This window comes from Clavibacter californiensis, from assembly GCF_021952865.1.
Lineage (GTDB): Bacteria > Actinomycetota > Actinomycetes > Actinomycetales > Microbacteriaceae > Clavibacter > Clavibacter californiensis.
This window is the reverse complement of record NZ_CP040792.1, coordinates 1,400,248-1,422,372: the sequence shown is the minus strand read 5'-3', so window position 1 is coordinate 1,422,372 and position 22,125 is coordinate 1,400,248. Positions and strand designations below refer to the sequence as shown.

Annotated in this window: 21 protein-coding genes; 9 read left to right on the top strand and 12 right to left on the bottom strand. The window is 72.3% G+C overall.

Going from position 1 to position 22,125, the window contains the following annotated elements; all coding sequences use genetic code 11:
* Positions 1-4 precede the first annotated feature (4 nt).
* Together FGD68_RS07005 and FGD68_RS07000 are read left to right on the top strand one after the other, a co-directional pair.
* Complete coding sequence (locus FGD68_RS07005) at positions 5-631, top strand: MerR family transcriptional regulator (protein WP_237609956.1); 627 nt, start codon at positions 5-7, stop codon at positions 629-631.
* Positions 628-1,638 (top strand): hypothetical protein, encoded by a 1,011-nt coding sequence (locus tag FGD68_RS07000; protein ID WP_119373456.1) that lies wholly within the window; start codon positions 628-630, stop codon positions 1,636-1,638. The genes FGD68_RS07005 and FGD68_RS07000 overlap by 4 nt, the downstream gene beginning before the upstream one ends.
* On the opposite strand, the gene FGD68_RS06995 is transcribed toward FGD68_RS07000, so the two are convergent.
* From FGD68_RS06995 to FGD68_RS06985, 3 genes are all read right to left on the bottom strand, one after another.
* The gene (locus tag FGD68_RS06995) at positions 1,587-1,859 is read right to left on the bottom strand and encodes a PTS sugar transporter subunit IIB (RefSeq protein WP_119373457.1); all 273 of its coding nucleotides are present in this window, start codon (positions 1,857-1,859) and stop codon (positions 1,587-1,589) included. The genes FGD68_RS07000 and FGD68_RS06995 overlap by 52 nt on opposite strands.
* Positions 1,856-2,305 (bottom strand): PTS sugar transporter subunit IIA, encoded by a 450-nt coding sequence (locus FGD68_RS06990; RefSeq protein WP_119373458.1) that lies wholly within the window; start codon positions 2,303-2,305, stop codon positions 1,856-1,858. The genes FGD68_RS06995 and FGD68_RS06990 overlap by 4 nt, the downstream gene beginning before the upstream one ends.
* Before the next feature lie 70 nt (positions 2,306-2,375).
* The gene (locus FGD68_RS06985; RefSeq protein ID WP_119373459.1) at positions 2,376-3,494 is read right to left on the bottom strand and encodes an adenosine deaminase; all 1,119 of its coding nucleotides are present in this window, start codon (positions 3,492-3,494) and stop codon (positions 2,376-2,378) included.
* 104 nt (positions 3,495-3,598) lie between these two features.
* On the opposite strand from FGD68_RS06985, the gene uriH reads away from it, so the two are divergent.
* A complete protein-coding gene (uriH, locus tag FGD68_RS06980) occupies positions 3,599-4,534 on the top strand; it encodes a uridine-preferring nucleoside hydrolase UriH (protein ID WP_119373460.1) in 936 nt (311 codons plus the stop codon).
* A 70-nt stretch (positions 4,535-4,604) separates the two neighbouring features.
* On the opposite strand, the gene FGD68_RS06975 is transcribed toward uriH, so the two are convergent.
* The 8 genes from FGD68_RS06975 to FGD68_RS06940 form a co-directional block, all read right to left on the bottom strand.
* A complete protein-coding gene (locus FGD68_RS06975; protein WP_237609955.1) occupies positions 4,605-5,903 on the bottom strand; it encodes a thymidine phosphorylase in 1,299 nt (432 codons plus the stop codon).
* Positions 5,900-6,331, bottom strand: coding sequence for a cytidine deaminase (locus tag FGD68_RS06970; protein ID WP_119373516.1), 432 nt, complete (start codon positions 6,329-6,331; stop codon positions 5,900-5,902). Before FGD68_RS06970 ends, FGD68_RS06975 begins: the two co-directional genes overlap by 4 nt.
* Positions 6,328-7,632, bottom strand: a complete 1,305-nt coding sequence (locus FGD68_RS06965; protein WP_119373515.1) for an ABC transporter permease — start codon at positions 7,630-7,632, stop codon at positions 6,328-6,330. The genes FGD68_RS06970 and FGD68_RS06965 overlap by 4 nt, the downstream gene beginning before the upstream one ends.
* On the bottom strand, positions 7,629-9,005 hold the full coding sequence (locus tag FGD68_RS06960) for an ABC transporter permease (RefSeq protein WP_237609954.1): 1,377 nt from the start codon (positions 9,003-9,005) through the stop codon (positions 7,629-7,631). Before FGD68_RS06960 ends, FGD68_RS06965 begins: the two co-directional genes overlap by 4 nt.
* Positions 9,002-10,543: an ABC transporter ATP-binding protein gene (locus FGD68_RS06955; RefSeq protein WP_104236404.1), complete on the bottom strand. Its 1,542-nt coding sequence runs from the start codon at positions 10,541-10,543 to the stop codon at positions 9,002-9,004. Before FGD68_RS06955 ends, FGD68_RS06960 begins: the two co-directional genes overlap by 4 nt.
* An 81-nt stretch (positions 10,544-10,624) precedes the next feature.
* On the bottom strand, positions 10,625-11,719 hold the full coding sequence (locus tag FGD68_RS06950; protein ID WP_104236405.1) for a BMP family lipoprotein: 1,095 nt from the start codon (positions 11,717-11,719) through the stop codon (positions 10,625-10,627).
* A gap of 150 nt (positions 11,720-11,869) precedes the next feature.
* Complete coding sequence (locus FGD68_RS06945) at positions 11,870-12,946, bottom strand: BMP family lipoprotein (RefSeq protein WP_119373269.1); 1,077 nt, start codon at positions 12,944-12,946, stop codon at positions 11,870-11,872.
* Positions 12,947-13,020: 74 nt separating this feature from the next.
* Positions 13,021-14,142, bottom strand: coding sequence for a mannose-1-phosphate guanylyltransferase (locus tag FGD68_RS06940; protein ID WP_119373268.1), 1,122 nt, complete (start codon positions 14,140-14,142; stop codon positions 13,021-13,023).
* A gap of 117 nt (positions 14,143-14,259) precedes the next feature.
* On the opposite strand from FGD68_RS06940, the gene FGD68_RS06935 reads away from it, so the two are divergent.
* The 5 genes from FGD68_RS06935 (at position 14,260) to FGD68_RS06915 (ending at position 19,150) form a co-directional block, all read left to right on the top strand.
* Positions 14,260-15,435: a glycosyltransferase family 4 protein gene (locus FGD68_RS06935; RefSeq protein ID WP_237609953.1), complete on the top strand. Its 1,176-nt coding sequence runs from the start codon at positions 14,260-14,262 to the stop codon at positions 15,433-15,435.
* Positions 15,436-15,575: 140 nt separating this feature from the next.
* Positions 15,576-16,010: a succinate dehydrogenase, cytochrome b556 subunit gene (sdhC, locus tag FGD68_RS06930; RefSeq protein WP_119373454.1), complete on the top strand. Its 435-nt coding sequence runs from the start codon at positions 15,576-15,578 to the stop codon at positions 16,008-16,010.
* Between the two features lie 2 nt (positions 16,011-16,012).
* The gene (locus FGD68_RS06925) at positions 16,013-16,477 is read left to right on the top strand and encodes a succinate dehydrogenase hydrophobic membrane anchor subunit (RefSeq protein WP_012037657.1); all 465 of its coding nucleotides are present in this window, start codon (positions 16,013-16,015) and stop codon (positions 16,475-16,477) included.
* A gap of 32 nt (positions 16,478-16,509) precedes the next feature.
* A complete protein-coding gene (sdhA, locus tag FGD68_RS06920; protein WP_119373453.1) occupies positions 16,510-18,333 on the top strand; it encodes a succinate dehydrogenase flavoprotein subunit in 1,824 nt (607 codons plus the stop codon).
* 55 nt (positions 18,334-18,388) lie between these two features.
* Positions 18,389-19,150, top strand: a complete 762-nt coding sequence (locus FGD68_RS06915; protein ID WP_086513865.1) for a succinate dehydrogenase iron-sulfur subunit — start codon at positions 18,389-18,391, stop codon at positions 19,148-19,150.
* A gap of 75 nt (positions 19,151-19,225) precedes the next feature.
* Here the strand turns inward: FGD68_RS06915 and ptsP are convergent, their stop codons facing one another.
* Positions 19,226-20,881, bottom strand: coding sequence for a phosphoenolpyruvate--protein phosphotransferase (gene ptsP / locus FGD68_RS06910; RefSeq protein WP_262914788.1), 1,656 nt, complete (start codon positions 20,879-20,881; stop codon positions 19,226-19,228).
* Positions 20,882-21,006: 125 nt separating this feature from the next.
* Between ptsP and FGD68_RS06905 the strand changes: the two genes are divergently transcribed.
* Positions 21,007-22,116 carry a YihY/virulence factor BrkB family protein gene (locus FGD68_RS06905; RefSeq protein ID WP_119373463.1) on the top strand — a complete coding sequence of 370 codons (1,110 nt, stop codon included), beginning with the start codon at positions 21,007-21,009 and terminating at the stop codon, positions 22,114-22,116.
* Positions 22,117-22,125 lie beyond the last annotated feature (9 nt).

Genomic DNA, 22,125 nt, shown 5'->3' with positions numbered 1-22,125 from the left:
CGGCATGCGCATCACCGAACTGGCCGAGACCACGGGCGTCCCGCCGGCCACCGTCAAGTACTACGTCCGCGAGGGCCTGCTGCCCGCAGGCACCCGCATCGGCGGCAACCGCACCGACTACGACGACGAGCACGCGCGGCGGATCCGGCTGATCCGCGCGCTCATCGACGTCGGGCGGCTGCCCGTCGCCCGGGCCCGCGAGGTCCTGGCCGTGCTCGACGACGACGACCGCCGCGTGCAGGACGTCTTCGCGGTCGCGCAGGACGCCCTCACGCCCGGCCCGCCGGCGACGGAGCCGCCCGCGTCCGACGCGCTCGCCCGGATCGACGCGGTCACCGAGGCGGCCGGCTGGTGCGTCCTGGACGGGCACGCCGGCCGTGCGCAGGCAGCGCGGGCGGTCGACGCCTTCGCCCGCTCCGGGCACCCGATGGAGGACGCCTACCTCACGCGCTACGCCGAGGCCGCGCGCGTGCAGGCCGAGGCCGACCTCGCCGAGGTGAGCGCCCGGCCCGACCGCACGGCGATGGCCGAGCTCATGGTCGTCGGCACCGTGCTCGGCGACGAGCTGGCGGCAGGGCTCCGGCGGATCGCGCAGGCCACCATCTCGATGCCGACGGAGGCCGCGTCGTGATCCGCCGCGCGTTCGGCTGGCACCGGCCCCTCATGGCGGTCGCCGCGCTCATGGCCGTCGTCGCGGCGGCGTGCCTCGTGGGCGGCCTGGTCGACGACCGCGTCGTGACGGGCGCGCCGGTCTGGGACAAGCCCGCCAAGTTCTCCCTGTCGATCCTCGTCTACGCCGTCTCGTGGGCGTGGCTCATCGCGCGGCTCCCGCGCTTCCGGCGGCGGGCCCACGTCGCGGGGACCGTGGTCGCGGTGGCGCTCGTGATCGAGCAGGCGGTCATCGTGGGCGCGGCGGCCGCCGGGACGACGAGCCACTTCAACGTCACGACCCCGCTGGCGACCGCCCTCTGGGGCGTCATGGCGGCCTCCGTCACCGTGCTGTACCTGTGCGCCTTCCTCACGAGCCTGGCCGTGCTGCGCCTGCGGCTGCCCGACCCGGCGCTGACGCTCGGGATCCGGGCCGGCGCCCTCATCGCGCTGGTCGGCATGGGCCTCGCGTACCTCATGACCTCGCCCACCGCGGCCCAGCTCGCCGACTTCCACGGAGTGTCCGGCGCGCACACCGTGGGCGCGGCGGACGGCGGTCGCGGGCTCCCCGTCCTCGGCTGGAGCACCACATCGGGCGACCTGCGGATCCCGCACTTCGTCGGGATGCACGCGCTGCAGCTGCTGCCCGTCGCGGCGCTGCTCCTCGGGCTGGCGGCGCGGCGGATCCCTGTGCTGGCGCCCGACCGGGTGCGCGTGCGGCTGACGGCGATCGCGGCCGTCGCGTACCTCGCGATGGTGGCGCTGGTCACCGCCCAGGCGCTCGCGGGGCAGCCGATCACCGGCCCGTCGCCCGCGATCATCGCGGCCGGAGCGGCGATCGCCGGGGGCTCGCTCATCGCGGCCGGGATCGTCATCGCCCGCGGGGGGCGGGTCCCCGCCTCGACAGCGGATGCGGCATCGGCTCCCGCCGGGGCGGATCAGCCCAGCGCGGCGTCGAGCTTGGAGGAGATCTCCTCGAGGTCGAAGTAGTTCTCGATCACCACGACGTCGGCGTACGTGGGCCCGATCCGGTCCACGAGCTCCGGCGACGTGAGGATCACCTGCGCGTCCTCGCCGAGGGAGGCGACGCTCGCGAGGTCGGCCGCGGTCACGTCCGCCTCGATGCCGAGGCGCGCGAGCGCCCGCTCCGCGTTGACCTTGAGGATGCCGGACGTGCCGATCCCCACGCCGCAGATCGCGACGACCTTCATGCGCCCTCCTCGCCGGCCATGATGCGCCGGACCTCGTCGACGGTGGTGGCGGCGCGCAGCCGCGGGATGGCGGTGGCGTCGTTGAAGATGTTGGCCATGTCGGCGACCGACGAGACGTGCCGGTCGACCGTCGTGACCGCGAGGCCGACGATGACGTCCACGGGGTCGTTGTGCGCGTGCCCGAACGCCACCGGCTCGGTGAGGGTGACGACCGCGAGGCCGTCCGCGAGCGTCTCCGGACCGGGCCGGGCGTGCGCGAGCGCGAGCCCCGGGGCGATGACGACGTAGGCGCCGAACTCCTCGACCACGCGGATCATGGCATCCCCGTACTCCGCGGTGGCCGCCCCCGATCGCACGAGCGCGTCGCCGACGAGGCGCACGGCGGCGCGCCAGTCGGCGGCGTCGGCGCCGAGGGTGACGGAGTCGTCCGGGAGCGGTGGGAGCACGGGATGCGACCTCTCTGTCGAAGCGGCGAGCGGGACGGGTCGAGCGGGACGGGAGGCCTCTGGCCCCGCGCTACAGGCGGGCGAACCCGTCGGAGATGATGTCGGCGAGCGCCTCGCGCTCCTCCAGCGGCAGGAACGCCGCCGCGGCCGCGTTCAGCTGGAAGACCTCGTGGTCGTCGAGGTCGTAGGCGAACGCGTCCGTGAGGAGCGCCAGCTCGCGGCTGATGCTGGTGCCGCTCATCAGGCGGTTGTCGGTGTTGACCGTGACGGCGAAGCCGAGCTGGTAGAGCAGGTCGAAGGGGTGGTCGACCATCTCGACGCCCCACGCCTCGATGGCGCCGGTCTGCAGGTTCGACGACGGGCTGAGCTCGAGCGGGATGCCGCGGTCCTTGACCCACTGCGCGAGCGTGCCGAGGGTGACGAAGACGTCCTCGCCCTCCTCGCTGTCGACCTCGATGTCCTCGGCGATGCGCACGCCGTGGCCGAGGCGCAGGGCCCGGCCGTCGAGGAGCGCGCCGCGGATGGACTCGAGGCCGTCGGCCTCGCCCGCGTGCACCGTGCGGGGCATCCACTCGCGCGACAGCAGGTCGAACGCGCCCTGCATGCGGGAGGGCGGGAAGCCCGCTTCGGGCCCGGCGATGTCGAAGCCCACGACGCCGCGGTCGCGATGGCGGATGGCGAGCTCCGCGATCTCGGTGCCCCGGTCGAGGTGGCGCATGGCGCTGACGAGCTGGCCGACGCGGATGGATCCGCCCGCCTCCTCGACGCCGCGCACGGCCTCCTCGATGCCGGACTGCACGGCCTCGACCGCCTGGTCGAGCGAGAGCCCGCGGGTGAGGTGCTGCTCCGGCGCCCAGCGGATCTCGCCGTAGACGACGCCGTCGTCCGCGAGGTCCTCGACGAACTCGCGGGCGACACGCGCCAGCTGCTCCTCGGTCTGCATGACGGCGATGGTGACGTCGAAGGTCTTGAGGTACTCGACGAGCGATCCGGAGTCGGCGCTGGTGCGGAACCACTCGCCGAGCGCCTCGTCACCCGCGGCGGGCAGCTCGAGCCCGATCTCGTCGGCGATCTCGACGATCGTCCCGGGGCGGAGGCCGCCGTCGAGGTGGTCGTGCAGGGAGACCTTGGGGAGGTCGCGGAACGACCCTCCGCCGGGCAGCGTGGAGTCCTCGGGAGCGATCGTCATGGGACGAATCTACTAGCCTCGACGCGGCCCCGCGCCGAGGTAGTCGGCACACGGACGATCGGTGCGCGACACGTCGGCGGGCCGCGACCCGAGCCGGAGGACCCATGCCCACCAAGATCCTGATCGACTGCGACCCGGGGCACGACGACGCCCTCGCCCTGATGCTCGCGCACGGCAGCCCCGAGGTCGAGCTCGTCGGCATCACCACCGTCGCCGGCAACCAGACGCTGGAGAAGGTGACGCGGAACGCGCTCGCGGTCGCGACGGTGGCGGGCATCCACGGCGTGCCCGTCGCCGCCGGATGCGCGCGCCCGCTGGTGCGGCCCGTGATGACCGCGCCCGAGATCCACGGCGAGTCCGGGCTCGACGGGCCCGAGCTGCCGGAGCCCACCGTGGCGCTCGACCCGCGGCACGCGGTGGACCTCATCATCGAGACGGTCATGGCGCACGCGCCCGGCGAGATCACGCTGGTGCCGCTCGGCGCGCTCACGAACGTCGCGCTCGCGGTGCGCCGCGAGCCGCGCATCGTCGAGCGCGTGAAGGAGGTCGTGCTCATGGGCGGCGGCTACCACCGGGGCAACCGCACGGCCGTGGCGGAGTTCAACATCGCGGTCGATCCCGAGGCCGCCCACATCGTCTTCGGCGAGGCGTGGCCCGTGACGATGGTCGGGCTCGACCTCACGTACCAGGCGACGGCGACACCCGAGGTCATGGCGCGCATCGCCGCGCTCGGCACGCCCGCCGCGCGCTTCGTCGTCGACTCGATGGAGTCCTACGGCCGGGCCTACCACGACCGGCAGGACTTCCCCAGCCCGCCCGTGCACGACCCGTGCGCCGTCGCGCGCGTGATCGACCCGCGCCTGGTGAGCGTCCGGCGCGCGCCGATCTCGGTCGAGCTGACGGGCACGCACACGACCGGCATGACCGTCGCGGACCTGCGCCGGCCGGCTCCCGCCGACTGCACGACCCAGGTCGCCGTCGACCTCGACCACGCCGGGTTCTGGGACGTGGTGGTCGACGCGCTCGAGCGCATCGGCTGAAGCGTCGCGCGGGCCCGGCCCGGCCCGGCCCGGCCCGGCCGACATCCTCCGACGACGGCCGGGCGGCGGATCAGCCCTCGGCGGTGATGCGCTCCCGCACGAGCGGGCCGCGCGCGACGTGCTCCTTCGGGTCGCCGACGCGGTACGCGCCCTCGAGCGACTCCAGCGCACGGGCGAACCGCTCGGGCTCGTCGGTGGAGAGGGTGAAGAGCGGGTCGCCGCGGCGGACGCGATCCCCCGGCTTCGCGTGCAGGTCGACGCCCGCGGCGTGCTGCACGGCGTCCCCCTGGCGCGCGCGTCCGGCGCCGAGGCGCCAGGCCGCGATGCCGAACGGGAGTGCGTCCTGCTGCACGAGCACGCCGTCGCGGTCCGCGGTGACCACGTGGGTCTCGCGGGCGACGGGCATCGCGGCGTCCGGATCCCCGCCCTGCGCGCGCACGGTGGCGCGCCACGAGTCCATGGCCCGGCCGTCGCGGAGGGCGACGTCGACGTCGGCGTCCGGGATCCCGACCGCGGCGAGCATCTCCCGCGCGAGCGCGAGCGTGAGCTCGACGACGTCGGCGGGGCCGCCGCCCGCGAGCACCTCGACGGACTCGCGCACCTCGTTCGCGTTGCCGATGGCGAGGCCGAGCGGCACATCCATGTCGGTGAGGAGCGCGGTGGTGCGCACCCCGGCGTCGGTGCCGAGCTCGACCATCGTGCGGGCGAGCTCGCGCGAGCGGTCGATGTCGGTCATGAAGGCGCCGGATCCGAACTTCACGTCGAGCACGAGCGCGCCCGTGCCCTCCGCGATCTTCTTGCTCATGATGCTCGAGGCGATGAGCGGGATCGCCTCGACCGTGCCCGTGGTGTCGCGCAGCGCGTAGAGCCGTTTGTCGGCCGGGGCGAGGCCGCTGCCGGCCGCGCAGATCACGCCGCCGTGGTCCTTCATCTGCTGCACCATCTCCTCGGTGGAGAGGTCGGCGCGCCAGCCGGGGATCGACTCGAGCTTGTCGAGCGTGCCGCCCGTGTGGCCGAGGCCGCGGCCGGAGAGCTGCGGGACCGCGACGCCGTACGAGGCGACCAGGGGCATGAGCGGGAGGGTGATCTTGTCGCCCACGCCGCCCGTGGAGTGCTTGTCCACCGTGGGCTTGCCGAGCTGCGAGAAGTCGAGCGTCTCGCCGCTCGCGATCATGGCGAGGGTGAGGTCGCGGATCTCGGTGCGGTCCATGCCGCGGAGCAGGATCGCCATCGCGAGCGCGGCCATCTGCTCGTCGGCCACGTAGCGCTCGGTGTACGCCGCTACGAGCCAGTCGATCTCGGCGGTCGAGAGGCGGCCGCCGTCGCGCTTGGTGCGGATGAGGTCGACGACGTCGAACGCGGCGCTCACGAGCGATCCCCGTAGGCGTTCAGCGTGCTCGGGCCGAATGCATCGGGCAGGACCTCGTCGATGGTGCGGATCCCCGACACGGTCTCCAGGAGCATGCCCGGCACCGCGTGCTCGAACAGCAGCTGCCGGCAGCGACCGCACGGCATGAGGACGTTGCCGTCGCCGTCCACGCACGTGAAGGCGACGAGCTGGCCGCCGCCCGTGAGGTGCAGGACCGAGACGAGCGCGCACTCGGCGCACAGGGTCAGGCCGTAGGACGCGTTCTCCACGTTGCAGCCGGTGATGACGCGGCCGTCCGTGGCGATGGCCGCGACGCCCACGGGGAAGCGGGAGTACGGGACGTACGCGCGGCCCATGGCCTCGTGCGCCGCCTCGCGGAGGGATCCCCAGTCGATGCCGCCCGACTCGACGGGCTCCACGGCGCTCACGACTTCACGTAGGGCTTGCCTGCGGCGGCGGGTCCGCGCACCTGCCCCACGAGGCCCGCGACGGCGGCGATGGTCACGACGTACGGCAGCATCAGCATGAACTCGCTCGGCACGGGCGACCCGATGACGCCGAGGACGTTCTGCAGGTTGCTGGCGAAGCCGAACAGGAGGGCCGCGAGCGTGGCGCGCAGCGGATCCCACCGGCCGAAGATCACGGCGGCGAGGGCGATGAACCCGGCGCCGGCGGTCATCTCCTTGTTGAACGCGCCGACGGACCCGAGCGTGAAGAACGCGCCGCCCAGGCCCGCGATGGCGCCCGCGAGGGAGACGTTCCAGAACCGGGTCGCGGAGACCTTGATGCCCACGGTGTCGGCAGCCTGCGGGTGCTCGCCCACCGCGCGGAGGCGCAGGCCCCAGCGCGTGTGGGAGAGGCAGTACCAGACGAGGAACACGGCCACGTACATGACGTAGACGATGATCGTCTGCCGGAAGAGCACCGGTCCGATGATCGGGATCTGGCCGAGGACCGGGATGTCGATGCGGTCGAAGCGCGGCGGCGAGTTGAGGCGCCCCGGGTCGGCCGACAGCACCTGCGAGAAGAGGAAGCTCGTGAGGCCCGTGACCAGCACGTTGAGCACGACGCCCACGATGACCTGGTCGACCAGGTACTTGATCGCGAAGGCGGCGAGCACGAACGAGACCAGCATGCCGGCGACCATGGCGGACGCCAGCCCGATGAGCGGCTGACCCGTCAGGGAGGCCACCACAGCGGACACGAACGCGCCCGCCAGCAGCTGGCCCTCGATCGCGACGTTCACGACGCCGACGCGCTCCGAGAGCACGCCGCCGAGCGCGCCGAAGATGAGCGGCACCGACAGGGCGACCGTGCCCACGAGGAGTCCCGGCACCGGGATCGTCTGGCCCGCGGACGCCCAGGTGAGGAACGCGACGAGGAACAGGATCGCGAACACGGCGGTGAACCACAGCGGCACCTTCGCCGACCGGCGCACCAGCACGGCGGACACCACCGTGAGGGCGGCGAGGACCACGGTGACGACGACACCGGTGGCGGCGGTAGGCAGCACGAGCGGCGCGAGCTGGATGAGGTCGGTCCCGGTGGAGAGGCCGAACGTGCTCGACCCCTGGCGTCCGAGCAGCACGAACAGGACGAGCGAGATCACGGTGAAGACGCCGAAGGCGACGGGCGCCTTCCAGCTGGTCGTGACGGCGCGCTCGAGCGCGGCGGCCGCGGGGTCGTGCGGCGCGGGTGATGCCGACTGCGTGGGGGTCGTCGCGGTCATGAGGCGATCGCCGCCTTCCGGGTCCGGGTGGTGCGACGCGCCTGGCCCGGCGCGGGAAGGCGGAAGACCGCCCGCACGAGCGGGGGCGCCGCGATGAACAGGACGATGAGCGACTGGACGACCACGACGATGTCGATGGGCACGCCCTCGGCCGCCTGCATCGAGAAGCCGCCGGCCTTGAACGCGCCGAACAGGATCCCCGCGACGAACACGCCCCACGGCCGGCTGCGGCCGAGCAGCGCCACCGTGATGGCGTCGAAGCCGATGCCGGCGTCGATCCCCGAGCTGAAGCCCGTCGTGACCGTGCCGAGCACCTGGCTCGCCCCCGCGAGGCCCGCGAGCCCGCCGGAGATGAGCATGGCGTAGAGGTACGAGTTCTTGACGTCGATGCCGGCCACCCGCGCGGCGCTCGGGTTCTCGCCCACCGCGCGGAAGCGGAAGCCCAGGCCGGAGCGGTTGAGCAGGTACCAGACGATCACCGTCGCGACGACGACCACGAGGAAGCCCGCGTGCAGCGAGTACCCGTCGCCGAGGAGCGCCGGGAAGATCGCGGTGTCCTGCATCGCGGGCGTCTTCGGGTTGTTGGACCCGGGCGCCTGCAGCAGACCGGGCGTCCGGAGCAGGTACGAGAGGAGGTAGAACGCGACGTAGTTGAGCATGATCGTGACGATCACCTCGTGCGCGCCCGTGCGCGCCTTGAGGAGGCCGACGATCCCGCCCCAGACCGCACCGCCCGCGATGCCCGCGGCGACGGCGAGCACCAGGTGGATCACGGGCGGCAGGTCGAAGCCGAAGCCGACCCAGCCGGCGCATGCGGCGGCGATGAGCATCTGGCCGCGGGCGCCGATGTTGAACAGGCCCACGCGGAACGCGAGCGCGACGCCGAGGCCGGCCGCGATCAGCGGGGTCGCGAAGGTCAGCGTCTCGGTGAGCGGCTTGATGCCGTTGGCGAAGCCCGGCCGGCGGAAGTTGTAGATGGATCCCTGGAAGAGCGCAGAGTAGGCGCCGGAGGCGGCGTCCCAGCCCGCGCGGAGCGTGTCGAGCGGTCGGCTGAAGAAGTAGCCCGCCGCCTTCTGCGTCTCCTCGTCCGTGACGGCGATGAGCAGCGCGCCCACGATGAGCGAGAGGACGACCGCGAGGACGGACAGAAGCGCGCTGCCGCTCGCGATCTCGCGGAGGATCTGGCCGGCGCGGGATCCGTCGGCTCCGTCGCCGTCGCCGGGAGCGGCCGTCGCCACGGCCGGCACGCCCGCGGGCGCCTCCGAGCGCGTGGGGTCGCCCACGGATCCGGCCTCGCGTCCGGAGGCGGGCAGCTGCCCCGCGGACGGGTCCTCGGGCGCCTGGCCCTCGGGACGGGTGGTGTCGTCGGTCATGCGGTGCGCCCTCCGGCGGTCGTGGGGGTGGTGACGGATGCGGGGACCTCGCCCGCCATCATCAGGCCGAGCACGTCGCGCGGGGTGTCGCCGGGCACGATGCCGACGATGCCGCCGCGGTACATCACGGCGATGCGGTCGGCCAGCGCCGCCACCTCGTCGAGCTCGGTGGAGACGACGATGACGGGCAGGCCCCGGTCGCGCGTCTCGACGACGCGCGTGTGCACGAACTCGATGGATCCGACGTCGAGCCCGCGCGTGGGCTGCGCCGCGACGAAGAGGCGGAGGTCGCGGCTCAGCTCGCGCGCGAGCACGACCTTCTGCGCGTTGCCGCCGGAGAGCCGGCCGACGTGCGTGTCGATCCCCTGGGTGCGGATGTCGAACTCGCGGACGCGGTCCCGCGCGAACTCGTCGAGGTAGCCGAGCTTCAGGGATCCGGCGACGACGAACGGCGGGCTGTCTGACCGGTCGAGCATGAGGTTCTCGGCGATGGTGAACTCGCCGACGAGCCCGTCCTCGTTGCGGTCCTCGGGCACGAAGCCGACTCCCGCGTCGAGCACGCGGCGGACGGAGCGGCCGGTGAGACGCGTCCCGTCGAGCTCGATGGTGCCGGACACGCGAGGCTGGAGCCCGAGGATCGCCTCGGTCAGCTCGGTCTGGCCGTTGCCCTGCACGCCGGCGATCGCGAGGATCTCCCCCGCGTGCACGTCGAAGCTCACGCCGTCGACGACGACCTGGCCGGAGGCGTCGATCACGGTCAGGTCGCGCACCACGAGCGCGGCGGCACCGGGCGTCGCGGGCTCCTTCTGCACGGTGAGCGACACGCTCCGGCCGACCATGAGGGACGCGAGCTCCGCGTTGCTGGCGGTGGGCTCCGCCTCGCCGACGACCTTGCCGAGCCGGATCACGGTGATGCGGTCCGCGACCTCGCGCACCTCCCGCAGCTTGTGGGTGATGAAGACGATGCCCGTGCCGGCGTCCCGGAGCTGCTTCATGATGACCATGAGCTCGTCGGTTTCCTGCGGCGTGAGCACGGCCGTCGGCTCGTCGAACACGAGCACCTCGGCGTCGCGCGACAGGGCCTTGATGATCTCGACGCGCTGCTGCACGCCGACGGGCAGGTCGGCGACGAGCGCGTCCGGGTCGACGTCGAAGCCGAAGCGGGCGGAGATCTCGCGCACCTTCGCGCGGGCGCCGGCCAGGTCGAGCCGGCCGCCGAGCTTCGTCTCCTCGTGGCCGAGCATGACGTTCTCCGCGACCGTGAAGACGGGGATGAGCATGAAGTGCTGGTGCACCATGCCGATGCCGGCAGCCATGGCGTCGCCGGGTCCGGCGAAGCGGGCCACGCGGTCGTCCAGGAGGATCTCGCCCTCCTCGGCCTGGTACAGGCCGTAGAGGACGTTCATCAGCGTGGACTTGCCCGCGCCGTTCTCGCCCAGGAGGCAGTGGATCTCGCCCGGGTGGACGACGAGGTCGATGTGGTCGTTGGCCACCAGCGCGCCGAAGCGCTTGGTGATTCCCCGCAGTTCGAGCTTCATCGGATCAATCTGTTCGGTGGGTGTGGTGAGCACGCGGCGGGGGGACCGGCGACTGCCGATCCCCCCGCGGTGCGTTCGATGCTACTTCGTCAGCGACGACGGCGACTCGACGGTGATCGAGCCGTCGATGATGCCGGCCTTGATGGTGTCGAGCTCGCCGGACAGGTCCGACGGGACCTCCGACTCGTAGTCGTGGAACGGGGCGATGTCCACGCCGCCGTTCTCGAGGGTGCCGACGTACGGCGTCGCGTCGAACTTGCCGTCCGCCGCGGTCGTCACGACGTCCTCGACGCCCGCGTCGATGCCCTTGAGCACCGAGGTGAGGAAGAGGTCCTTGAGGTCGGGCGCGGTCTCGTACGCGTCGGAGTCGACGCCCACCATGACGACCTTCTTGTCGCTGGAGTCGCGGATGGCCTCGCCGGCGCTGAGGAAGATCGGGCCGCCGACGGGCATGATGACGTCCGCGCCCTGGTCGATGAGGGTCTGGGCCGCGGTCTTGGCCGTCTGGTTGGCGACGAACTCGCCCGTGAACGACCCGCTCTGGCTCGCGACGTCCCAGCCGATGGCCTTGACGTCCTTGCCCTTCTGCTCGTTGTAGTAGTCCACGCCGTCGACGAAGCCGTCCATGAAGATCGTGACGGTCGGGATCTGCAGGCCGCCGAAGGTGCCGACCGTGCCGGTCTTCGAGTAGGCCGCGGCGGAGTAGCCCGCGAGGAACGCGGCCTCGCTCGTGTTGAAGGTGATGGGCTTGACGTTGTCCGCGGTGATCTGCGCGTCGTCGATGATCGCGTACTCGATGTCCGGGTTGGCCTTGGCGGCCTCCTCGGTCGCCTCCTTGAGCAGGAAGCCGACCGTGACGATGAGGCCGCAGCCCTGGTCGGCCAGGTTGGTGAGGTTCGGCGCGAAGTCGGTCTCCGCCGCCGACTCGACCGTCTTCGGAGCCGTCAAGCCGAGGTCGGAGACGGCCTTGTTGAGCCCCTCGTAGCCGAGCTGGTTGAACGACTTGTCGTCGAAGCCGCCCGAGTCGGAGACCATGCAGGTCAGAAGGTCGCTCTTCGCGGCGCCGCCGGTGCCTCCCGCGGTCGACTCGGGGGCGGCGCCGCAGCCCGCGAGGATCGCGGTGATGCCGACGGCGGCGAGACCGCCGAGGGCGGCCTTTCGGGTGGTGATGGTCACTGTGGCCTCCAGGTGCAGCCCGGGTCAGCCGGGCGATGTGCGTTCATGTTACCCATGCACGGGAATGCATCCGGAGCCCGGATCGGGCCCGCGAGCGCAAGCGTTATCGATCCGCGACGGCCCCGAAACACCGCGGCAACACGGCCTCTGCTACGGCGTCGAGACCGACTCCACCTGCACGTCGCCGGAGACGATGCGGGCCTTCAGCGCGTCGAGCTCGGACTGCAGCTCGGGCGGCACCGACGCGGCGAGGTCGTGGTACTCCGCGAGGCCCACGCCGGCGTTCTCGAGCGTGCCCACGTACGGCTCCGAGGAGAAGGTGCCCTTCTGGTCGTCGGCCACGATGTCGACGACGGCCTGGCCGGTGTCCTTGAGCACGCTCGTGAGCAGGAGCGGGCGGTACTCGGCGGGCAGGGTGTCGTAGCCGTCGTTGTCGACCCAGATGAGCTTGCCGCTGCCGTGCGCGAGGATCGCCGACGCCGCGCCCTCCCCCACCTGGCCGGCCACCGGCATGATCACGTCGGCGCCCTGGTCGAGCAGGTTCTGCGTGGTGGTCTGTCCCTTCGACACGTCCTCGAAGTCGCCCGTGAACGTGCCGTCCTGCGCCGCGGCGTCCCAGCCGAGAGCGACGACGCTCGTGCCGTGCGCCTGGTTGTACGCGGCCACGCCATCGACGAAGCCGTCCATGAAGAGGGTGACGGGGGGCTGGTTGCCGCCGCCGAAGGTGCCGACCTTGCCTGTCTGGCTCACGCCCGCCGCGAGGTAGCCCGCGAGGTAGGACGCCTGGGCCGTGTCGAACACGAGCGGCTTGACGTTCGGGGCGTCGACGACCTCGTCGACGATCGAGAAGTGCACGTCCGGGTTCTCCGCCGCGGCGGCCGACGTGGCCTCCGCCAGCTCGTAGCCCACGGTGAGGATGAACCCGCAGCCCGTGCCCACCGCCTGCTCGACGTTGGGGGCGAGGTCGGTCTCGGACGTCGAGACGAGCACGTCGGCCTGGATCCCCAGCTCCTGCTCGGCGCGCTGGAGCCCCTCCCAGCTCGACTGGTTGAAGGAGCGGTCCTGCAGGCCGCCCGAGTTGGTCACCATGCGGGCGCAGTAGTCGCTCGCGGATGCGGATCCGGTGGCGCCGGGCTCGGGGGCCGCGCCGCACCCGGCGAGGGCCGCGGCGGAGAGGAGGGCGATGGGCAGGATGGCGGCGCGGACGGCGCGGCGGGTGCGGGGCATCCCCGGAATCTAACGGCGGCGCTCCCGGCCCCTTCCGGCCGAGGAGAGCGCCAGAGGGGTTCGTTACCCCTTCGTTACAGGACGTCCGTCCCGCCGCTGAGCTTGAGCGCGTCCACCACGCTCTTGACGCGCTGCGCGTTCTCCTTGGTGGTCACGAGCAGGGCGTCGGGGGTGTCGACCACGACGATGTCGCGCACGCCGATGAGGCTGATCACGCGCTTGCTGTTGGCCACCACGATGCCGCTCGACGCGTCGGACAGGACGCGCGCGTCCTCGCCGAGGATCACGAGGTCGGACTTGCGACCGCTCGAGTGCATCTTGGCCACGGAGGCGAAGTCCCCCACGTCGTCCCAGGTGAAGCGGCCGGGGATCACGGCGAGCGCGCCCCGGGCCGCGGCGGGCTCGGCGACCGCGTAGTCGATGGCGATCTTCTTCAGGTTCGGCCACACGCGGTCGACGACGAGGCCGCGGTCGGCGGTGTCCCACGCCTCGGCGAGCTCGAGCACGCCCTTCAGCAGCTCGGGCTCGGTGCGGCCGAGCTCCTCGAGCAGGCGGTCGGCGCGCGCGATGAACATGCCCGCGTTCCAGAGGTGCGTGCCGCCCTTCACGTAGCCGCGGGCGACGCCGATGCTCGGCTTCTCCACGAACGACGCGACCTCGAGGGCGTGCGGGGCGTCCGGGATGCTGAGCGCCTTGCCGGTGTGGATGTAGCCGAACCCGGTAGCGGGCTCCGTGGGCGTGATGCCGATGGTCGTGATGTAGCCCGCGTCGGCGGCGATGACGGCCTCGCGGACGGTGTCGCGGAAGCGGTCCGGGTCGGCGATGACGTGATCGGCCGCGAACGAGCCGATGATGACGCCCGGCTCGCGGCGCTGGAGGATCGCCGCGGCGAGCGTGATCGCGGCGGTGCTGTCGCGCCCCTCGCTCTCGAGGACCACGTTCGGGTCGGTGAGCTCGGGGAGCTGGGCCTCGACGGCGGCGCGGTGGGCGCGGCCGGTGACGACCATGATCCGGTCCTCGCCGGAAAGCGGCGCGAGCCGCTCCCACGTGTCGCGCAGCAGCGTGCGGCCGGAGCCCGTGAGGTCGTGGAGGAACTTCGGGGCGTCCGCGCGGGACAGCGGCCAGAGGCGGGAGCCCACGCCGCCTGCCGGGATCACGCTGTAGAAACGGGAGATCGCGCTCGTCTGCTCGGTCATGCATCCACACTATCGGCACCCTGGGAGACAGCCGGATGCGTCGAGTTCACGCGACGGCAACGGGGCGTTCACGACGGGACGGCGGCACGGTCGGCACCGGTGCCTAGCGTCGGAGGCATGCGCGTAGCCGTCGTCAGCGAGAGCTTCCTCCCCACCGTCAACGGCGTCACCACGAGCGTCTGCCGGGTGCTCGAGCACCTCAGGGACCGCGGGCACCAGGCCATCGTGATCGCCCCGGACGCCGGCGCCCCGTCCGAGTTCGCGGGCTTCCCCGTCCACGGCGTGCCCGCCATCGCCTACCGGCAGTTCCCGGTCGGCATCCCCAGCCCCCAGGTGCTGCGCCTCCTGACCGACTTCGCGCCGGACGTGCTGCACGCCGCGTCGCCCCTCTTCCTGGGCGCGCAGGCCATCGCGGCCGCGACGCGCATCGACACCCCGTCCGTCGCCATCTTCCAGACCGACGTCGCGGGCTACGCGCGCCGGAACCGGCTGGCGGCCACCGCGCCGTACGTGTGGCGGCTCGTGCGGTGGATCCACCAGGGCGCGGACCTGACCCTCGCGCCCTCGAGCGCCGCTGCCGCCGACCTCGCGGCGGCGGGCGTCGAGCGCGTCGCCCGCTGGGGCCGCGGCGTCGACCTCGACCGCTACCACCCCCGCAACCGCGCCATGGAGGACGCGGTCGCGCTCCGGCACCGCGTCGCGCCGGGCGGCGAGACGATCGTCGGCTACGTGGGGCGCATCGCCCCCGAGAAGCAGCTCGAGCGGCTCCAGGCACTCCGCGGGATCCGCGGCGTGCGCTTCCTCATCGCGGGCGACGGCCCGAGCCAGGCGTCCGCCCGTCGCGCGCTCGCGGGCATGCCCGTCACGTGGCTCGGCCGCGTGGGCGGCCGCGAGCTCGCCGCCGCGTACGCCGCCATGGACGTGTTCGTGCACACCGGCACCGAGGAGACGTTCGGCCAGACCGTGCAGGAGGCGCACGCATCCGGCCTCCCCGTGGTCGCCCCGCACGCGGGTGGCCCGATCGACCTCGTCGACCACGGCACGGACGGCTTCCTCTTCGATCCCGCGTCACCTCGGGACGCGCACCTGCGACGCCTGGTGGACGAGCTGGTGGCCAGCGAGCCGATGCGGCTGCGGATGGGCGAGGCGGGCCGCCGCGCCGTGCTCGGCCGGTCCTGGGCCACGATCGGCGACGAGCTCATCGGGCACTACGGCCGCGCCGTCTCGGCCCGCGGCTCGGCGTTCCAGGCGGCGGACGTCGCGGGCGCCGGCCCCGTCCCGCTCCTCGCCTGACGCGGTCGCGGACGAGCCCTCACACTTAGGGTGCCCTAACGGGTGACCGCCCGGACCCGCCCGTAGACTCGACGGCGACGCGCAATGTCGGCGCGAAGGCGCTCCGCCCACGGGGCACCAGCATCAGGGAGGGTCGTTCCGTGTCCATCAAGACGGCAGGAACCCGCGAACCGCATACCTCGCGCGCACCGAAGGTCCCCGCGGGGACGCTGTACCGGGGCCGCGAGGGCATGTGGTCATGGGTGCTGCACCGCGTCACCGGCGTGTCCATCTTCTTCTTCCTCCTCGTGCACGTGCTCGACACGAGCCTCATCCGGGTGAGCCCCGAGGCGTACAACGCGGTCATCGGCACCTACAAGAACCCGATCATGGGCATCGGCGAGGTCGCCCTCGTCGGCGCCATCGGGTTCCACGCGCTCAACGGGCTGCGGATCATCCTCATCGACTTCTGGCGCTTCGGCGCCAAGCACCAGCGCCTGATGTTCTACGTGGTGATCGGCCTCTGGGTCGTGCTCATGGCGGGCTTCGTGCCGCGCCACCTCCTCAACGTCTTCAGCGAAGCGGGATGGATCTGATCATGAGCGACATCGCACAGCAGGTCAGCGTCGAGCGCCCCCGCCAGCCGCGCCAGCCCCGCAAGCAGGGCGGCGTGAACTGGGAGAAGTGGGGCTGGATGTACATGCGCGCCTCGGGCGTCGTGCTCGTCGTGCTCATCTTCGGCCACCTCTACGTCAACCTCATCCAGGGCGAGGGCATCAAGGCCATCGACTTCGCGTTCGTCGGCGGCAAGCTGTCCGACCCGTTCTGGAAGGTGTGGGACATCGCGCTGCTCTGGCTCGCGGTCATCCACGGCGCCAACGGCATGCGCACCCTCGTGAACGACTACGCCGCGTCGCCGCGCACCCGCACGATCCTCAAGGGCGCGCTCGTCACGTCCACGGTGGTCCTGCTCGTGCTCGGCACGCTCGTGGTCTTCACGTTCGATCCGTGCCCCGCCGGCCAGCCCGCCGACCTGCTGCCGTCCTTCTGCGGCGACCTCTAGTCGCTCCCCCTCCCGCCTCGAGAAAGAAGCCCGTGACCACTGACACCGCGACCCCCGGTTCCGAGCCCTCCGCGAGCACCATCGTGGACGGCGTCCACTACCACCAGTTCGACATCGTCATCGTGGGTGCGGGCGGCGCCGGCATGCGCGCGGCGATCGAGGCGGGACCCCAGGCGAACACGGCCGTCATCTCCAAGCTCTACCCGACGCGGTCCCACACGGGCGCGGCGCAGGGCGGCATGGCCGCGGCCCTCGCCAACGTCGAGGAGGACAGCTGGGAGTGGCACACCTTCGACACCGTCAAGGGCGGCGACTACCTCGTCGACCAGGACGCGGCGGAGATCCTCGCCAAGGAGGCCATCGATGCGGTCATCGACCTCGAGAACATGGGCCTCCCCTTCAACCGCACGCCCGACGGCAAGATCGACCAGCGCCGCTTCGGCGGCCACACGGCCGACCACGGCAAGAGCCCCGTCCGCCGCTCCTGCTACGCGGCCGACCGCACGGGCCACATGATCCTGCAGACGCTCTACCAGAACTGCGTCAAGTTCGGCATCAACTTCTTCAACGAGTTCTACGTGCTCGACCTCGTCATGGCCGAGGTCGACGGCAAGGAGCAGCCCGCGGGCGTCGTGGCCCTCGAGCTGTCGACCGGCGAGATCCACGTGTTCCAGTCGAAGGCCGTGATCTTCGCGACGGGCGGCTTCGGCAAGATCTACAAGACGACCTCGAACGCGCACACCCTCACGGGCGACGGCGTCGGGATCATCTGGCGCAAGGGCCTGCCGCTGGAGGACATGGAGTTCTTCCAGTTCCACCCGACCGGCCTGGCCGGCCTCGGCATCCTCCTGTCGGAGGCGGCACGTGGCGAGGGCGCGATCCTCCGCAACAGCGAGGGCGAACGCTTCATGGAGCGCTACGCCCCCACCATCAAGGACCTCGCGCCCCGCGACATCGTGGCGCGGTGCATGGCCACGGAGATCCGCGAGGGCCGGGGCGCCGGTCCGAACAAGGACTACGTGTACCTCGACATCACGCACCTCGAGCCCGCGGTCATCGACGCGAAGCTCCCGGACATCACCGAGTTCGCGCGCACCTACCTCGGCGTCGAGCCGTACACCGAGCCCGTGCCCGTGCTGCCGACCGCGCACTACGCGATGGGCGGCATCCCCACCAACATCAAGGCCGAGGTCCTCTCCGACAACACGACCGTGGTGCCGGGCCTCTACGCCGCCGGCGAGTGCGCGTGCGTCTCGGTGCACGGGTCCAACCGCCTGGGCACCAACTCGCTCCTCGACATCAACGTCTTCGGCAAGCGCGCCGGCAACTACGCGGCCGAGTACGTGAAGACGGTCGACTTCACGCCGCTGCCCGCCGACGCGGCCGACTTCGTGAAGGGCCTCGTCGAGGGCGCGCGCAACTCCGACGGCACCGAGCGGATCTCGACGCTGCGTCGCGAGCTGCAGGAGTCGATGGACCGCAACGCCCAGGTGTTCCGCACCGAGGACACGCTGATCGAGGTCACCAAGGTGATCGCCGACCTGCGCGAGCGGTACACGAACATCCAGGTGCAGGACAAGGGCCAGCGCTTCAACACGGATCTGCTCGAGGCCATCGAGCTCGGCTTCCTCCTCGACCTCGCGGAGGTCGTCGTCTACTCGGCGATGTACCGCAAGGAGAGCCGCGGCGGCCACTTCCGCGAGGACTACCCCACGCGCGACGACGAGAACTACATGGTGCACACCATGGCGTACCTCACCGGCGACGCCCACAGCACGGACGCCGGCGACCACATCAAGCTGAGCACCAAGCCCGTGGTCATCACGAACTACCAGCCGATGGAGCGGAAGTACTGACCTCAGGTCAGCACCCGCCCGTCACCGCAGCACCGATCGGAAAAGGACTCGAATCGTGAGCACCGCAACCCTGGACGCACCCCCCGCGGGAGAGGCCTCGGCCATCCCCACCTTCACGGTGACCCTCATCATCCGCCGCTACCTGCCGGGCCAGGATGCCGAGCCCCGGTGGGAGGACTTCGACGTCGAGGTCTACCCGACCGACCGGATCCTCGACGCGCTGCACAAGATCAAGTGGGAGCAGGACGGGTCGCTGACCTTCCGCCGCTCCTGCGCGCACGGCGTGTGCGGATCCGACGCGATGCGCATCAACGGCCGCAACCGCCTGGCCTGCAAGACGCTCATCAAGGACCTCGACATCGACCAGCCCATCTACGTGGAGGCCATCAAGGGCCTGCCGCTGGAGAAGGACCTCGTCGTCGACATGGAGCCGTTCTTCGAGTCGTTCCGCGACGTGCAGCCCTTCCTCATCTCGAACACGAAGCCGGAGAAGGGCAAGGAGCGGATCCAGTCCGCCGCCGAGCGCGCCCGATTCGACGACACCACGAAGTGCATCCTCTGCGCCGCGTGCACGTCGTCGTGCCCCGTCTTCTGGACGGACGGCCAGTACTTCGGCCCCGCCGCCATCGTCAACGCGCACCGCTTCATCTTCGACTCGCGCGACGAGTCGAACGTGCGCCTCGACATCCTCAACGACAAGGAGGGCGTGTGGCGCTGCCGCACGACCTTCAACTGCTCCGAGGCGTGCCCGCGCGGCATCCAGGTGACGCAGGCGATCGCCGAGGTCAAGCAGGCGATCATGCGCGGCAAGGCGTAGCGCCTCCCCTCCCCCGGACCACGAAGGCCCCGCAGCTCCTCGGAGCTGCGGGGCCTTCCGCCGTGCCGCGCGCGGCTAGCCGGCCGCGAGGATCCGCTCGGCCGCGGCACGCGCCTCGGCGGCGGTGCGCGCCGTGAGGACCGCTTCGGCGGCCGCGCGCGCCTCGTCGAGGGTGCGGCGGCCGAGCTCGAGGCGGACGTCGGCGAGCGCGGCGGGCGTCATGGACAGGCTCGTGGCACCGAGGCCGACGAGCACCACCGCGAGCAGCGGATCCGCCGCCGCCTCGCCGCAGATGCCCACGGGCGTGCCGGACGCCTGGCCCGCGTCGCCCAGCGTCCGGACGAGGCGGAGGACCGCGGGGTGCCAGGGGTCCTGGTAGGAGGCGACCGAGCCGAGCAGGCGATCCGCCGCCATCGTGTACTGCGTGAGGTCGTTGGTGCCGACGCTCACGAAGTCGGCGACCTCGACGACCTGGTCGGCGAGGAGCGCGAGCGACGGCACCTCGGCCATGACGCCCACGGTGCCAAGGCCGAGCTCGCGCCCCAGCTCCACGAAGTACGCGGTCTCCTCCGCGTCGGCGACCATGGGCGCCATGACCCAGAGGTCGGCGTCGGTGGCGGCGTCCGCGGCGGCGAGGGCGGTGAGCTGGTCGCGGAGGATCCCCTCGTTCGCCCGGAGCGCGCGGAGCCCGCGGAGGCCGAGTGCCGGGTTCTCCTCATCTGCGTCGGTGAGGAAGGCGAGCGGCTTGTCGGCACCGGCGTCGAGCGCCCGGACGACGACCTTGCGGCCCGGGAACGCCTCGAGGAGCGCGGTGTACTGCGCGGTCTGCGCCGCGACCGACGGCGCCTCGGCGGCGTCGAGGAAGAGGAACTCGGTGCGGAAGAGGCCGACGCCCTCCGCGCCGAGCTCGACCGCGCGTGCGGCCTCGTCGGGGGATCCGAGGTTGGCGAGGAGCGGGACGGGCGTGCCGTCGGCGAGCGCGCCGTCGGTGATGGGAGCGGCGAGCGCCTCCTCGCGGGCGCGGATCCGGCGGACGGCGTCCTCGCGCTCCGCGTCATCGGGGTGCACGATCACGATGCCGGCGGCCGCGTCGACGACGACCTCGTCGCCCTCGGCGAGGTCCGCGGCGCCCGTCGCGCCGACGATGGCGGGGATCGAGCGGCTGCGGGCGAGGATCGCGGTGTGGCTGGTGGGGCCGCCGTCGGTGGTGACGAGGGCGAGCACGCGGTCGAGGTCGAGCAGCGCGGTGTCGGCGGGCGCGAGGTCCCGCGCGACGAGGACGAAGGGCGCGTCGGCGGTGGGGATGCCCGGCGCGGGCACGCCGCGGAGGCGGGCGATGACGCGCTGGGCGACGTCCGCGAGGTCCGCCGCGCGCTCGGCCATGTAGCCGCCCATCCCGGTGAGGAGCTCCTGGAAGGTCGCGAACGACTCGAACACGGCGCGCTCCCCCGAGCGTCCCTGGCCGACGAGGCGGCCGACCGAGTCGAGGAGCGCGGGGTCGCGCGCCATGAGGGACTGCGCGTCGAGCACGTCCTTCGCGTCGCCGCCCGCGCGGGCGCCGCGCGCGGCCAGGTCGTCGGCTGTCGCGGCGAGGGCCTCGGCGACGCGCGCGACCTCGGCGTCGGCGTCGCCCGTGAAGGGCTCCGTGCCGGGCTCGGGAAGCGGGTCGGGCATCCTCATCACGGGCCCGGTGGCCACTCCGTGTCCTACTCCGATGCCGGTGATGCGCACAGGGACTCCCTCGCTCGGGTGCGTGACGCGCGGACGGACGGCGCCCGCGCGGGTGGCTGTCCGGTCGGGGTGCCGGAACGGCCCGTCCACGCTATCAGGGGGCTGGCGGCCCGTATCCTCGGGGGATGACCGCCCCCGACGGCCGCGGACGCCCCGCATCCCCCGCTCCCACCCCGGCCTCCGGGGGGCCGCCCGCGCCCACCGGCATCCCCGCCCTGTTCGCGCGCGTGATGGAGCTCAAGCCCGTGCGCGTGCTCCTCGCCTACGGGGCCGCGGGCGGACCGATCCTCGCGGCCGGCATGTCGTACCAGGCGGTGTTCGCGGTGTTCGCGGCGCTCGCGGTCGGCTTCTCCGTGGCGGGGTCCGTGCTCGCGGACAACCCTGCGCTCCTCGACTCGCTGCTCACGCTGATCCAGGGCGCGGTCCCCGGGCTCTTCGGCCCGAACGGGGCCATCAAGGACCCCGAGGCGCTGCTCGCCTCCGACGCCGTGCGCGCGACCGGGATCATCGGCTCCATCGGCCTCCTCGTCACCGCGCTCGGCTGGCTGGCCTCCACGCGCGACTCGGTGCGCCGCATCTTCGAGCTGCCGCCGCCCACCACGTTCTTCCTGCTGCTCAAGGTCAAGGACCTCGGGCTCGCCCTGGTCTTCGCGCTCGCGATGGTGCTCTCGGCCGCGCTCTCGGTGGTGAGCACCGGGCTCCTCGGCTTCGTGTTCGGGCTGATGCAGGTCGGCGAGGACTCGCTGCTCGCGATCGTCGTCGGTCGCACCGTGGGCCTCGCGCTCGTGCTCGCGCTCGACACGGCCGTGCTCGCGGGCGCCTACCGGATCCTCTCGGGCGTCAGGATCCCGCGGCCGCAGCTCCTGCAGGGCGCGCTCCTCGGCGGCGTGGCCATGGGCGTCCTCAAGGTGCTCGGCACGGCGCTCCTCGGGGGGGCCACCCGGAACCCGCTGCTCGCGTCGTTCGCGGTGATCATCGGCCTGCTGATCTGGTTCAACCTCATCTGCCAGGTCATCCTGATCTGCGCCTCGTGGATCGCCGTCGGCATGCGCGACCGCGGCATCGACGCGCGCCGCCTCAGCCCCGAGGAGCTGGAGAAGGAGCGCGTCGCGAAGCTCGACGAGGCCCGGCGGATCCTCGAGGAGGAGGAGCGCGCGCGAGCCCGCGAGAGGTACGGGGCATCGCGCGGGCTGACCCGGGTCCTGCTCCGGCTGCGGGGAGAGCACCGCCGTTAGGATCGTCTC